Origin of the sequence: Primorskyibacter flagellatus, from assembly GCF_900176485.1 — a bacterium.
Classification (GTDB): Bacteria; Pseudomonadota; Alphaproteobacteria; order Rhodobacterales; family Rhodobacteraceae; genus Primorskyibacter; species Primorskyibacter flagellatus.
Map to the genome: position 1 here is coordinate 488,736 of NZ_FWYD01000003.1, position 14,010 is coordinate 502,745.

At 62.4% G+C, this 14,010-nt stretch carries 14 protein-coding genes and 1 tRNA gene; 8 read left to right on the forward strand and 7 right to left on the reverse strand.

What is annotated here, in order from left to right; all coding sequences use genetic code 11:
- Positions 1-215 precede the first annotated feature (215 nt).
- The 7 genes from B8991_RS07845 (at position 216) to B8991_RS07875 (ending at position 6,322) form a co-directional block, all read left to right on the forward strand.
- Entirely contained in the window at positions 216-1,532 is a 1,317-nt protein-coding gene (locus B8991_RS07845; RefSeq protein ID WP_084352081.1) for a tyrosine-type recombinase/integrase, read from the forward strand.
- Positions 1,529-2,278, forward strand: coding sequence for a hypothetical protein (locus tag B8991_RS07850; RefSeq protein ID WP_084352083.1), 750 nt, complete (start codon positions 1,529-1,531; stop codon positions 2,276-2,278). Before B8991_RS07845 ends, B8991_RS07850 begins: the two co-directional genes overlap by 4 nt.
- 102 nt (positions 2,279-2,380) lie before the next feature.
- Positions 2,381-2,566, forward strand: coding sequence for a helix-turn-helix transcriptional regulator (locus B8991_RS07855; protein ID WP_084352259.1), 186 nt, complete (start codon positions 2,381-2,383; stop codon positions 2,564-2,566).
- Position 2,567: 1 nt separating this feature from the next.
- Entirely contained in the window at positions 2,568-2,975 is a 408-nt protein-coding gene (locus tag B8991_RS07860) for a winged helix domain-containing protein (protein ID WP_235866575.1), read from the forward strand.
- A 91-nt stretch (positions 2,976-3,066) separates the two neighbouring features.
- Entirely contained in the window at positions 3,067-3,954 is an 888-nt protein-coding gene (locus B8991_RS07865) for a DUF7146 domain-containing protein (protein ID WP_084352085.1), read from the forward strand.
- The gene (locus B8991_RS07870) at positions 3,951-5,447 is read left to right on the forward strand and encodes a YfjI family protein (RefSeq protein ID WP_084352087.1); all 1,497 of its coding nucleotides are present in this window, start codon (positions 3,951-3,953) and stop codon (positions 5,445-5,447) included. The genes B8991_RS07865 and B8991_RS07870 overlap by 4 nt, the downstream gene beginning before the upstream one ends.
- A gap of 326 nt (positions 5,448-5,773) precedes the next feature.
- Entirely contained in the window at positions 5,774-6,322 is a 549-nt protein-coding gene (locus B8991_RS07875) for a hypothetical protein (protein ID WP_143514516.1), read from the forward strand.
- Positions 6,323-6,340: 18 nt separating this feature from the next.
- Here B8991_RS07875 and B8991_RS07880 read toward each other — a convergent pair whose 3' ends face one another.
- The 6 genes from B8991_RS07880 to B8991_RS07905 all read right to left on the reverse strand — a co-directional run bounded on the left by B8991_RS07880 (position 6,341) and on the right by B8991_RS07905 (position 12,167).
- Entirely contained in the window at positions 6,341-6,775 is a 435-nt protein-coding gene (locus B8991_RS07880; protein WP_084352091.1) for a hypothetical protein, read from the reverse strand.
- A gap of 484 nt (positions 6,776-7,259) precedes the next feature.
- Positions 7,260-7,334, reverse strand: a tRNA-Glu gene (locus B8991_RS07885).
- A gap of 143 nt (positions 7,335-7,477) precedes the next feature.
- Positions 7,478-9,220: a single-stranded-DNA-specific exonuclease RecJ gene (gene recJ / locus B8991_RS07890; RefSeq protein WP_084352093.1), complete on the reverse strand. Its 1,743-nt coding sequence runs from the start codon at positions 9,218-9,220 to the stop codon at positions 7,478-7,480.
- 68 nt (positions 9,221-9,288) lie between these two features.
- Complete coding sequence (gene glpX, locus B8991_RS07895) at positions 9,289-10,254, reverse strand: class II fructose-bisphosphatase (protein ID WP_084352095.1); 966 nt, start codon at positions 10,252-10,254, stop codon at positions 9,289-9,291.
- 259 nt (positions 10,255-10,513) lie between these two features.
- The gene (locus B8991_RS07900) at positions 10,514-11,800 is read right to left on the reverse strand and encodes a homoserine dehydrogenase (protein WP_084352097.1); all 1,287 of its coding nucleotides are present in this window, start codon (positions 11,798-11,800) and stop codon (positions 10,514-10,516) included.
- An 82-nt stretch (positions 11,801-11,882) separates the two neighbouring features.
- Entirely contained in the window at positions 11,883-12,167 is a 285-nt protein-coding gene (locus B8991_RS07905) for a hypothetical protein (protein WP_084352099.1), read from the reverse strand.
- A gap of 114 nt (positions 12,168-12,281) precedes the next feature.
- Between B8991_RS07905 and B8991_RS07910 the strand changes: the two genes are divergently transcribed.
- The gene (locus B8991_RS07910; RefSeq protein ID WP_084352101.1) at positions 12,282-12,869 is read left to right on the forward strand and encodes a TetR/AcrR family transcriptional regulator; all 588 of its coding nucleotides are present in this window, start codon (positions 12,282-12,284) and stop codon (positions 12,867-12,869) included.
- A 39-nt stretch (positions 12,870-12,908) separates the two neighbouring features.
- On the opposite strand, the gene B8991_RS07915 is transcribed toward B8991_RS07910, so the two are convergent.
- A complete protein-coding gene (locus tag B8991_RS07915) occupies positions 12,909-13,820 on the reverse strand; it encodes a pirin family protein (RefSeq protein WP_084352103.1) in 912 nt (303 codons plus the stop codon).
- Between the last annotated feature and the right edge of the window lie 190 nt (positions 13,821-14,010).

Consider the following 14,010-nt stretch of genomic DNA (forward strand, 5'->3'; position numbering starts at 1 on the left):
CCAGAGCGGACAGCTGGGGATCTTATCCAGTAAATCCAGCAACTCACAAGGAAAAGTGGCAGCCCGTAGGGCCGCCATAGGTATTTCCGGCATTGTCCGCTACCTACCGCATAAGCCTATAAAATAAAGAATATTTTCTCTTTCATCGTCCAGCATAATCCGGCATATTCCTAGTTAATCCGCAGTAAGGTGGGGGATATGTTGGGGGATATGATATGGCAGGCGCTGGAATCCGAAAGCCGCAAAACTCTCTGACCGCACGTTTCGTGGAAACAGTGACGGAGCCGGGAAAGCACTTTGATGGGCATGGCCTTTTTCTTCGCGTGCGTCCGAACGGTGCGAAGCAATGGGTGCAGCGCATCACCATCCGCGGCAAGCGTAGCGAAATCGGATTGGGCAGCCCCCCGGCTATATCGCTGGCGGTGGCGCGCAAGTTGGCACTCGAAAACCGGGGTAAGGCCATGCTGGGCGGCGATCCGCTGGCAGAAAGGCGGGCGGCGCGTGAAGCGTTGACCTTTGCGCAGACCGTCGAAGCTTATGCCGCCGTAAAGCTTAAAGAGTTTAAGAGTGAGAAGCATCGTAAGCAGTGGCTGTCATCAATCGAGCGTCTGGCGTTCCCTGCCTTAGCTGACATTCTGGTGCGCGATATAGATGTTGCGGACATTTTGCGGATGCTTGAACCGCATTGGCGCGAAAGAACGGTGACGGCGAAAAAGCTGCGCGGACGCGTGGAAGCTATCCTGAACTGGGCGACCGTCTCGGGGCACCGCACTGGCGACAACCCCGCGCGCTGGGGTGGGAACCTTAAGGAACTGTTGCCCGCACCCGGCAAGGTGACGCAGGTGCAGAACCAACCCGCATTGGCGCTGGGCGACGTTGCGGACTGGTGGGCTGCGCTTGAAAGACGCGACGGCATGGCCGCGAAGGCATTGCAATTCTTGACGTTGACCGCTGCACGCTCGGGAGAAGTGCGCGGCATGACATGGGATGAAATCGACTTCGGCGCGAAAAGTGCAATCAGGACCACCCCCGTTGCGACACTTGCGACTTCTGCGACATGGACCATTCCGGCCTCGCGGATGAAAGGGGGCCGGGAACATCGCGTGGCGCTGACGCCCGAGGCGGTGGCTATTCTGCAAGGTCTGCCCCGGATGGAAGATTCGCCTTTCGTGTTTTTTGCTCCGCGCGGCGGGATGCTGTCAGATATGTCCATTTCCGCAGTCATGCGGCGGATGCAGGAAAGCGAAGTGAAGGCGGGGCGCGCGGGCTACCTTGATCCGCGCAACAAGCGCCCGGCAGTGCCGCATGGGCTACGCTCAACCTTCCGACAATGGGCGGCGGAACAAGGCTATCCGCGTGATATGGCAGAAGTCGCACTAGCGCATTTCATCGGCTCGGATGTGGAGCGCGCCTATCAACGCAGCGACATGCTGGAACGGCGGCGGGCGATGATGTCTGCGTGGGCTGGATTTTTGCGAGGCGATAAGGTTGTGGCAACTGGCAATATTGTGAAGATGGGGTATGCGCCATGATGCTGAAAAACCACCGTCCAGCATGCCATGATGCCATCGCTTCCATTTTCCCTGAACTAGCAGAACAGCAAGTTGAGATGCTCGCAGAGCGGCTCTTTACGGCGTATAGCATGGGGCGAATTCAGCACTGGGAAGTCGTCAATGCAAAATCGCCAGAGGGAGAGGCGTCTGACCTACGAAAAGCAGCGAGCTATTTGCGGAAAGCAGCTGCATGCGTGCGAGGTGATAAGGATGGTCCTCGCGGAGGTGGTTTTGGCGCTGGTGACGAATTGCGGATGTTTGCCTATGACCTGCTCGCGGCATGGGGCGATGCTCCAACCTTAGCAGCTCATCTTCCAGAAGGTAGCCAGTTGATGGCCCGTCACTCGCTTTTAGACAAACTTGAAACCATAGCCACGGTAGCCGGAACCTTGGAGTGGCAAGCAAACGCTTTGGATGCCGCAGGCATCGCTATCGGAAAGAACTCGGATGGTGTCCGCGAGAGAATCAAGTCGACCGGAAATATTGTGAATGGAAACAAAGGCAAAAATATCCTCGCGCATAGAGTGGCGACTGAATGCTGCGTTATTGTTGCTGCGGTAACTGGAGAGCCGGCAACATTGGGCCGCAATCCAGTGACAGGTGAAACAACCGGTCAGCTCTATAAACTTGTGCGCGCAGCCTACTGTGCACTGGAAATAGATGCATCGCCTGCGGATATGGCAAAAGCGGCTCAGAAAAGAATGAAATTTGCCCCCGTATCTTAACGGGGAAATGTCTGTAATTTACCCCCATTCACCCCGTATGACTACTTAGGCGAAATGCCCGACCTTCCGGATTGCAACATCTGCAACCGAAAGGAACCGACAATGGCCGAAAAACTAATCCGACGCCCCGAGGTGGAAGCCCGCACTGGGCTTTCCCGCTCGACCATTTACGATTGGATGAAACGCGGCGAATTTCCGCAGCCCGTGAAGCTGGGCGCACGCCTTGTGGCGTGGCGCGAAAGCGACGTGACCGCGTGGCTTGAAGCCCGCGAAACGAAGGTCGCTTGATATGAGCGGCGGAAACGAAGTGGCCCGGAACCTGTTGGCGCAGGAACCGGGCCGGGATTATCGCCATGCAAATGCGGCTGACATCCCGAACATAGCACCGCAAAAGCGCAAACGCCACAATTCCGGCACGTTCTATCGCGTCACGCCCAGCACAGGCGATCCGTTTCGCATCGTGGTGACGGGCCGCGACCGCTGGGCGCTCGAAGAACTGCGTCGCGTTGGGGCCAAAGGCTGCACGCCCATCGACAACCCTGCGCCGCGCTGGAGCGCCTATGTGTTCAACTTGCGCGCACTCGGGCTGGACATCGAAACCGTCACTGAACCGCATGGCGGCGATTACGCCGGACATCACGGGCGCTATGTGCTGCGCTCTGGCGTCACCCTCGACTGGAAAGGGGGTGCGGCATGAATCGTCTGCAAATTGCCTTTTTGATGCGGGCGCATGGTTTGACCGAAGCGCAGGCGCACGCGCTGGCCGTCCTGATCTGGGGGGCGATGCAATGAGGGATGCACGCGACCTGACACTTGCGCTGGGCGGCAAGTGGTATCGCAGCTACGGGGCGGCACCTTGCCCCGTATGCCAGCCCGAGCGCGAAAAGCGCCAGAACGCCCTGACCTTGGGTGATGGCCGCAATGGGCGGCTGCTGCTGGATTGCAAGAAATCGGCTTGTGCTTTCACGGATATTCTGGCGGCGACGGGGCTGCGCTCGGGGGATTACACGCCCCCGGACGCGGCAACGCTGGCCCAGCGCGACGCGGAACAGCGGGCCGAGGCGGTCAAACGTGCGGCGCAAGCCAAACAGGTTTGGCAGGACGCCCAGCCCATCGGCGGCACGCTGGCCGAAACCTATCTACGCAAAGCACGGGGCATCACTTGCGACCTGCCCCGCACCCTGCGCTTTCACGGCTCCTGCTGGCACGGGCCGACCGCGAAGCGGCATCCCGCGTTGGTGGCGGCGGTGCAGGGCGCGGATGGGGCTTGCGTGCATCGCACCTACCTGCGCGCCGATGGCACGGGCAAGGCTGCGATTGACCCGGCAAAGATGATGCTGGGCGGGGCTGCTGGCGGCGCTGTCAGGCTCATGGATGGGGCGGGGCCGTTGGTGGTGACCGAAGGCATAGAAACCGCCTTGAGCCTTGCCTCTGGCCTGTTGCGTGGGCCTGCGACCGTCTGGGCGGCGCTGTCAACATCCGGCATCCGCGCCCTGCACCTGCCGGATACACCAAAGCGGCTGACCATCGCCCCCGATGGCGACACGGCAGGCCGTGAAGCTGCAAACGCATTGGCGGCACGCGCGCACGCGCTGGGCTGGCAGGTATCGCTCTTGCCTGCCCCCGATGGCCGCGACTGGAACGACATTCTGACAAAGAAAGGGGAAACCGCATGACCGCGCCCCAAGCTATCCGATACAACCCCGAAGGACCGCAACCGCTGGTGCGCGACATTGCGCCCGGTGCCGCCTATCCCGTTCACGCGCTCGGGCCGTTGCGCGGGGCTGTCGAAGCGGTGCAGGGCATCACGCAAGCCCCGGTGGCAATCCCGGCGCAATCGGCTTTGGCCGTGGCATCCTTAGCGGTGCAGGGCTTTGCAGATGTGGACACGCTGGGCGGGCCGCGTCCCTTGGCGCTCTATGCTTTGACGATGGCGCTAAGCGGCGAACGCAAATCAGCCTGCGACGCGCCGCTGATGGCGGCGCTGCGTGACCATGAACGCGAACAGGCGAAAGCCCAGCGCGACAATATGCAAAGCTGGGCCAATGCACATGCGCTCTGGAAAGGGGAGCGCGACCGCATCCTTGCCGAAGCCAAAAAGGGCAAGGGCGAAAAGCGCACTGCTGCACAAGCCGACCTTGAAGCCCTGGGCGCAGAACCCGACGCGCCCCCATCGGCTGACCGCACCGTGTCGGAACCGACCTTTGAAGGGCTGACCAAACTATTCGCAACCGGCCAACCCAGTCTTGGCCTTTTCTCGGATGAAGGCGGGCAATTTCTGGGCGGGCACGCCATGAATAGCGACAACAGGCAAAAGACGCTGGCGGCATTGAATGACCTTTGGCAAGGCAATCCGATAAGGCGCACGCGCGCAGGCGATGGGCACGCAACGCTTTATGGGCGGCGGCTGGCGGTGCATCTGATGGTGCAGCCGACCGTGGCGCGTAGCTTCATGGCCGACCCGCTGGCAGCCGATACCGGCTTTCTGCCCCGGTTCCTGATGTGCGAACCGCCCAGCGCCATTGGCACACGGATGCAGGCAACCGCGCGGCGCGATGATAGGGCATTGGCAGGCTTTGCGGGGCGGCTGCACGACATTCTCGACACGCCCCTGCCGATGGATGAAGAAACCCGCGAACTGCAACCGCGCAGCCTTGGCCTTGCCCCTGACGCCCGCACGCTACTGGCGGGATTTGCCGATGCAATCGAAGCGGCGCAAGCCCCCGGCGGCGACTTGGCGCATATCACCGGCACCGCATCCAAGGTGGCGGAACAGGCGGCGCGCATCGCAGGCGTGCTGACCCTCTGGCCCGATCTGGACGCGCAGGCCGTGAAAGCCGAAACGATGGCCGACGCGATAACGCTGGCGCAATTCTATTTGTCCGAAGCGTCACGGCTTGCCAGCGCCGCGACCGTATCGGCGGAAATCGACAAGGCCGAGGCGCTGCGCAAATGGCTGCTGGAAAGCTGGCCGCATCCTGACGTGATGGCGCGGGATGTGGTCAGGCTCGGACCGAACCCTTTGCGCGAAAGCCCGAAGGCACGGGCGGCGCTGGGCATCCTTGAGAAGCATGGATGGCTTGTGCGGCTGGATGCGGGCGCAGTGGTGCGGGGGGCCGCACGGGCCGAGGCGTGGCATATCGTGCTGGGTGACAGCGATGTGGTTTGATGCAAGCGCCGCTTTATCGGAACTCGGGGAGGGGCGCGAAAGTGACGCCCCGCCCCCTGCGACAATCGCGACATCTGCGACACACGCCCAGCGCCCGGCTTTGATTGTCGCAAATGTCGCAAGTGTCGCAACGCCCCCGGCGCAGAACCGCGAATCTGATGCGTTCCGGCATGGCGCATCTGTCACCGGGGATCCACGCACTTGGACAGGCCGTGTCGTGTCTCTGGCAGATTGGCGCAGGCTGACCGAGTGGGAAAAGCACGGGCCGGATGGACGGCACTGGTGCGGTATCGCGCGGGCTTGGGTTCAACCGAAAGGACAAGACAATGGCGAATGACCTCGACAAACCGAAGAAATCGGCTGCAAAGATGCAGGAACGCGAACCGCCCGCGATGGCCTTGGAATGGGGGGCCGACAACGTGCTTCAAATCAACGCGCGTGGCGACTTCGACAGGGTTCTGACGTCAGCACCGAACGCAGCCATGCAAAGCGAATGGCTTGGCCAAATGGCGAAATTGGGGTCGCAAAGCAGGCGCACCGATGAAAGCGCATCCAACTTTGCACTGGGTTTCGTGGATGCAATGCAGCCCAAAGATGCAGCGGAATTGCTGCTGACAACGCAGATGGCAGCCATTCACCAAGCGACAATGATGCTAGCGCGGCGGTTGAACCATGTTGACAACATCCCGCAACAGGATGCTGCCGAACGCGCGCTGAACAAGCTGGCACGCACCTTTGCGGCACAGATGGACACGCTCAAAAGGTATCGTTCCAAAGGGCAACAGACTGTGCGGGTTGAGCGTGTCACGGTGGAAAGCGGCGCGCAGGCGGTGGTCGGCAACGTCAACCAAGGGGGACGGAGCGGAAATGACTAGCGCAAGACGCTGAACCCGTCATTCGCAAGTTGCTTTGTATGCTGCTACCTTTGGCAAAATCGGGCCGAGTTTGTTTCTGCTCCACGCTAATATTTTGTCTTTAAAATCAAAGGTATAAATATCGACATAGGCCGCGCCGAATGCGCCAACGGTCAACATGCCAGGACTGTCTAACAACGGTATCACTCTCGCACCATCCTGTCGGTAGCCATAAGAACCAACGCTATCATCAAAGAGAATATCCCATTCATCGCCATAACGTACGAGAATGATTTTGCCTGTGGATATGCTGTCCTTTGTCCAGTTGGGCCCATTGGGATTCGTAGTTTCGTCCTTGAAATGGAAAGCGTGACCACTCGACGCCCCGCAGCGTAAAATGACGCCTTCCTGTTGCTGCGCCAAAGCAGATTGTGAGATTAATATGAAAGCAATAAAAATTCTAAGTAGGTGCATAAAATCGGCCCCGTTAACATTCCGGCTAGACAATTATTATCACTTCACCAAGTTGCCAGTGTCTACCGATGAAAAAACCACGGGGGAGGGGCGGCAATGAAACAGGACGCTTACCCCATGCACCGTGCGCCACGATGCTCTGCGAAGTCAAAACGCACCGGTTTACCGTGCAGAAGCCCGGCGGTACGCGGCTGGGCGGTATGCCGGATGCACGGTGCGGGCGGCGGTGCGAACCCCGGCAAGGCACATCCCAATTATCAGCATGGCGAGCGCAGCCGCGAATCCGCAGCCATTCGTGCTTTTGTGAACGCTCTTGCGCGGGAAGGTCGGGACACCAGTCAAAGACTGACGGATGATTAAGACTGCCCGATGAGGCGTCGCCTTGTTCCGACATATTCCGCGACAATCCGCTGCAAGGTGGGGGATATAGTGGGGGACGCGCTTTCTGTTTAGGTAGAAAAATCAACTACTTAAGCAAGAAAAATGGCAGCCCGTAGGGGAATCGAACCCCTCTTTCCAGGTTGAAAACCTGGCGTCCTAACCGATAGACGAACGGGCCACGCTTGGCGTGAGGCGGTGTTTAGGCAAAGCCTGCGGTGCGTGCAAGTGGAAATTACACTGTTTTTCAGGGAATTTTTATTCGACGTCGGGTCAGGCTGTAAACTTGCGGATTTTAAGGGAAATGCAGCGGAAGATCAGGCGTTATTGCGCCTTTGCGGCATCATCGAGGCGCAGTTGGGCTTTGCGCCTGCCACCCCATTCGTTGATTTCCAACCGTCCGGCGAGATGAAAGCGGGCGCCGCCGTGATTCTCCAGCGCGTCCCCAAGTGGGCCGTCATAGGCCCCAAAGCAGATTGCGTCGATTCTGGGGCCTGTTCCGTCAGAAAAACTGAGCCGCAGATGCGCTGAGCCGACGCGCTTTGCATAGCGGATCTCGACCGAGGGGAAGGCGTGACGCGGGGCAGGGGCACCAGCGCCGAAAGGGCCGGCATTGTCGAGCTGGTCGATGATCTCTGGCGTGGCGGCCCCCGGCATCAGCGTGCCGTCAAGCCGAAGGTCGGCAGGGCCCGCATCACCGGCCCCCTGTTTGGCCAGCAGATCCGACAGCCGCGCCATTGCCTCGTCCAGCTTGTCGCGGGCGACCGTGAGGCCTGCCGCCATCTTGTGGCCACCACCCTTGAGCAGTAACCCCTCGGCGGCGAGTCTTTGGATGGCGGCACCAAGGTCCACGCCCGCGACCGACCGGCCAGAGCCTTTGCCCTCGTCCCCGTCCAGCCCGATGACAATGGCGGGCCGGTTGCTGGCTTCCTTGAGGCGGCTGGCGACGATGCCGACGACGCCGGGATGCCAGGCTTCGCCCGCCGCCCAGACCAGCGGCGCGTCAAGCCCGCGCTCTTCGGCCTGCGCCATCGCGGCGGCGCGGACCTGATCCTCGACCTCGCGGCGTTCGGTGTTCAGCGCATCCAGCCGGTTGGCCATGGCTTGCGCCTCTTGCGGATTGCGGCAGGCCAGAAGGCGTGCGCCAAGATCGGCCTTGCCGATGCGCCCGCCCGCATTGACGCGCGGCCCAAGGACAAAGCCCAGATGGTGACTGCTGGGCGCGCTGGTCAGCTTTGCCACATCCGACAGGGCCACAAGGCCGGGGCGGTCGCGCCGTGCCATGACCCGCAGCCCTTGGCGCACAAGCGCGCGGTTGACCCCGATCAGCGGTGCCACATCGGCCACGGTGGCCAGCGCCACCAGATCCAGCATCGCCATCAGGTCGGGGCCTTTCCGCCCGGATTCGCGCAGTTGGCGGTTGGTTTCGACCAGCATCAGGAACACCACGGCGGCCGCACAGAGATGCGCCAGATCGCCGGATTCGTCCTGTCGGTTGGGGTTCACGACGGCCAGCGCTGCGGGCAGCTCTTCGGCACCGAGATGGTGATCCAGCACGATCACATCCGTGCCCTTGGCGGCGGCGATCGGCTCGAAGCTGAGCGTGCCGCAATCGACGCAGACAATCAGGTCGTGATCTTTGGCCAGCGCCTGCATGGCGGGCACGTTGGGGCCATAGCCCTCATCGATCCGGTCGGGGATATACAGCGTCGCCTGCCGGTCCATCGCGCCCAGCCAATCCAGCAGCAGCGCGGCGGAAGCCCCGCCATCCACATCATAATCGGCGAAGATGGCGATACGCTCTGCCCGGGTGACGGCGGCAAGAAAGCGTTTTGCGGCCGGTTTCATATCCCGCAAGGAGCGCGGGTCGGGCAACAGGCTGCGCAATTGCGGGGAAAGATAGGCCTGCGCCTCGGATGCGGGAACGCCTGCGCGTGCCAGCACGGCACAGATCGGACGCGGCAGGCCGGTCTGTTGCGCCAATGCCTCGGCCTGGCGTTCTGCCTCGCCCGAGGGGCCGACCCAGCGGCGGCCCGTCAGGGATGTTTCGACATTCAGATAGGCCATGATCCTCCGTCAGGTCCGCCCCGGACCCGGTGTTGCAGGCGCGCCTGAAGGTCCGACCGGATGCCCGGTCAGCGTGTCGGGTTGCGGTAGGTCATGCGCCGGACAGAGCCGGTCTTGGACCGCATCAGGATCGTTTCGGTCGTCAGGTAGCCGACCTCGCGCTTGATCCCGGCCACGAGCGACCCGTTGGTGACGCCGGTCGCGGCGAAGATCACATGTTCGGTGACCAGGTCGTCGCGGGTATAGACCCGGTCGAGATTGGTGATCCCGGCCTTGGCGGCGCGGCCCTTCTCGTCATCGTTGCGGAACAGCAGGCGGCCGAATATCTGCCCGCCCATGCATTTCAGCGCTGCTGCTGCAAGCACGCCTTCGGGTGCCCCGCCGGATCCCATATACATATCGATGCCGGTCAGGTCGGGTTCGGCGCAATGCATCACGCCGGCCACGTCGCCATCGGTGATCAGGCGGATCGCCGCGCCGGTCTGGCGCACTTCGGCGATCATCTCTTCGTGGCGCGGGCGTTCCAGGATACAGACGGTGATGTCGTCGGTTGAACAGCCTTTTGCCGCCGCCAGCGCATTGACACGGTCCATCGGCGACATGTCCAGCGTCACCACACCCGGTTTGTAGCCCGGTCCGATTGCCAGCTTGTCCATATAGACGTCCGGCGCATGCAGCATCGAGCCGCGCGGCCCCATGGCGATGACCGTCAGCGCGTTGGGCATGTCCTTGGCCGTCAGGGTGGTGCCTTCCAGCGGGTCCAGCGCAATATCCACCGCCGGGCCGGTGCCGTTGCCGACCTCTTCGCCGATGAACAGCATGGGGGCCTCGTCACGCTCGCCTTCGCCGATCACCACGGTGCCCTGAATGTCGAGTTTGTTCAGTTGGTCGCGCATGGCGTTGACCGCAGCCTGATCGGCGGCTTTCTCATCGCCACGTCCGATCCAGTCGGCGCTGGCGATGGCGGCTTGTTCGGCCACACGCGCCAGACCAAGCGAAAGCATACGGTCATTGAAATCAATATGAGAGGTCATCTGGAAATCCTTCAGGAACGGCGTTGCTGCGATGTAGCCCAACGGGGGGTGAACAGACAAGGCCGGTAGCGCTAACGCAGGCGCGCAAGCCGCGCGGTCTAGGGTGTCCGTCAAGGCACAGGAGACTGCTTTGACTGTCTTCTGCACCCGTCGCGGGGCGCGTGGCGGACATTGCTGGCGCCATCCGCCCGCAGGCCAGGACCGCAGCCCAGGCGCGCCCGATCCGCATTCGGCCGGGCGCGTTGTGGATCTTGGCGGGTCAGGCTTCCTCGATGCGCAGGGCGACGGGGGCCTCGGCCAGCGCTTTTGTGGCGGGCATGGCGACCAGCGCCTCGTCCAGCGACGCACGGGTTGTCTTGTGCGTCACGATCAGAACCGGTGCGGTGCCCGAGGAATGCCCGTATTGGCGCATCCGGTCGATGGAGATCCCGGCCTCGCCCAGTGTCGTTGCAATCTTGGCCAGCGCGCCGGGGCGGTCTTGCAAAAGCATCCGCAGATAATAGGGGGCAGGTGCCGTGGCACGGGCCGGAGTGACCGGTCGCAGGGTTGTCGCGGGTTGCCCGAAGGTCGACAGGCGGGTGCCGCGCGCGATGTCGATGACGTCGCTTAGAACCGCGCTGGCGGTGGGGCCTTCACCGGCGCCCGCACCGCGCAGCACGATCTGGCCGACCTGATCGCCCTCGATCACCACCATGTTGGTGCCGCCTTCCAACTGCCCAAGCGGAGAGCTGTCCGGTACGAGGCAGGGCGACATGCGCTGTTCCAGCCCGCGTCCGGTCAGCTGCGCGACGCCCAGCAGCTTGATGCGGTAGCCCATATCGGCGGCCTGACGGATATCCTCGATGGTGATCTGGCCAATGCCTTCAAGTTCTACCTCGGAAAACGCCACCTGTGTGCCGTAGGCGATGGAGGCCAGCAGCGCCAGCTTGTGACCGGCGTCAATGCCGCCCACGTCCAGTTCGGGATCGGCTTCGAGAAAGCCCAGCTGGTTGGCCTCTTCGAACACCTCTTCATAGGGCAGGCCCGCCGATTGCATCCGGGTCAGGATGTAGTTGCAGGTGCCGTTCATCACGCCCATCACGCGGGTGATCTCGTTGCCGGCAAGGCCTTCGGTCAGGGATTTGATGACCGGGATGCCGCCTGCGACAGCCGCTTCGAAACGCAGCACGGCCCCCGCGCTTTCGGCCGCCTCGGCCAGGGACTGACCGTGCAGCGCCAGCATCGCCTTGTTGGCGGTGACCACATCCTTGCCCGCGGCGAGGGCTGCCTCTGTCGCGGCCTTGGCGGGGCCGTCGCTGCCGCCCATCAGTTCCACGAACACATCCACGTCGTCGCGGGTGGCCAGGGTGACGGGATCATCCTCCCACGCGTAGCCGGTCAGCGAAACGCCGCGATCCTTGTCGCGGGTGCGCGCGGAAATCGCAGAGATCGTGATCTCGCGCCCGGTGCGCGATTGCAGCATTGCCGCCTTCTGACGGACGATCTTGACGACGCCGACACCGACGGTCCCCAGACCGGCAATTCCAAGGCGCAGGGGGTCTGACATCGCGGGGCTCCTGTAAAATCTTCATGGCTTGGCGGCGATGTAGCGGGTTCGCAGGCGGGGTGCAACGGCGGGTGGTGCCGTGTCAGCCTTCGACAACGCCGCGCGCCATCCGCGACCGGGTCGCGCTGTCGATGACCGGGCCGCGCAGGCGGTCGGCGCGGTCGCGCAACTGTGCCACACGGGCGGCGATGTCATCCATTGCCTCGGGCGTTGCGCGCGGGTCGCCACCCTCGGCCAGAAGACTGTCCAGCGGCAGAAGACGCGGATAGGCGGCGGACTGGATCCCCGGTGTCTGTGCCGCCTCAAGCTCTGGAAAGCTGGTGCATCCGGCAAGGGATGCAAGGGTCAGGGCAAGGATTAGGCGCATCGGCGGGGCGGCTCCGGTAGGGGCGGGGCGATCAGGACTGCACCGTCATGCCCCAGACGCGCGGTTTGGGCAAGTCGGGCTTTGATCTGAACATTTGTTCAGTTATCAGGGGGTATGGCACGCACGACAGGTTCTCATTCCGAAATCACCGGCCCGCGCATCCGCGAGGCAGCTTTGCGGCTGTTCGCCCGGCACGGCTATGCTGCGGTGTCGATGCGGCAGATCGCAACCGAGGTCGGGGTGCAGGCGGGCGCGTTGTATAATTACACGGCCGACAAGCAATCGCTGCTGTTTTCGCTGATGCGTGGCCATATGGACGAGCTGCTGGCGGCGCATGCGGCGCTGGGGCAGGATGGTTCGCCCACGGCGCGGCTGGAGCGGTTCACCCGCTTCCACATCAGCTTTCACGCTGACCGACCGCAGGCGGTGTTCATTTCCTACATGGAGCTGCGCAGCCTGGAGCCGAACAATTTCCAAATCATCGAGGCGCTCCGGCGGGACTATGAGGATGCGCTGGAAAGCATCTTGCGCGACGGCATGGCGGGGGGCGATTTCACCATAGCCGATCCGAAGATAGCGACGCTGGCGGTGATTGCCATGCTGACGGGGGTGAATACCTGGTATCGCAGCGCCGGTCGCCTGTCGCTGGAAGAGGTCGAGCAGGTCTATTGGGACATGGTGCATCGCAGCGTGACGGAATAAAGGCGGCGGCGCAAAAATCCCTGCGCCGCCGCCGGGCGGTCAATGTGCCGCCTTGATGAACGTGCCGTTGCGCAGGTCGCGCATGGCCTGTTGCAGCTCGGCCTGGGTGTTCATCACGATGGGCCCGTGCCAGGCGACCGGTTCCTGAATCGGTGCGCCAGAGATCAGCAGAAAGCGCACGCCTTGTTCGCCCGCCTGCACGGTGACGCTGTCGCCGGTGCCAAAGCGCACCAGCGTGCGGTCGCCGGACATGTCGCGGATGTTCAGCTCTGCGCCGTCCACCTCTTTTTCCAAAAGCACACCGGTGGGGTCTGCGGCATCCGTGAACGCGCCCGATCCTTCGAAGACATAGGCAAAGGCCCGGCGATAAGTGTCCACAGGCAGGGTCTTTTTCACGCCCGCAGGCACATAGACGTCCAGATATTGCGGATCGGCGGCGATGCCGTCCACCGGGCCGCTTTTTCCCCAGAACGAGCCCACGATGACCTTCACGCGGGTGCCGTCATCGTCGATGATCTCGGGGATCTCCTTGCCTTCGACGTCCTGATAGCGCGGCGCGGTCATCTTCAGCGACGAGGGCAGGTTTGCCCAAAGCTGAAAGCCATGCATTTGCCCGCTGGCATTTCCCTTGGGCATTTCCTGATGCAGGATGCCCGATCCGGCCGTCATCCATTGTACATCGCCCGCGCCCAGCGACCCGGTATTGCCCAGACTGTCGCCATGATCGACAGAGCCGTTGAGAACATATGTGATGGTCTCGATCCCGCGATGCGGATGCCATGGAAACCCTTGCAGGTAGTGATCCGGCACGTCATTGCGGAAATCATCGAACAGCAGGAACGGGTCCAGCTCTGATGGATCCTGAAAGCCGAAGGCGCGGTGCAGATGCACGCCTGCGCCCTCCATCGTGGGGGTTGCCTTGCGGGTTTCCAAAGTCGGTCTGAGGGACATTGCACGTCTCCTTCCAAGTGTTGCTGGACGAAAGATAAGGGGCGTCGGGCGTTGCGACAATCCGCGAGGCTCGAACCGCGTATGTGCAGGGACGCACACTCTCGCTTTCCCGCAATCGGTGCGCTATGCGGAGAACGTCGGGGCCGGGCATGGCCCCGACGTTTCGAAAAACAACGGAAATGACGGGCGC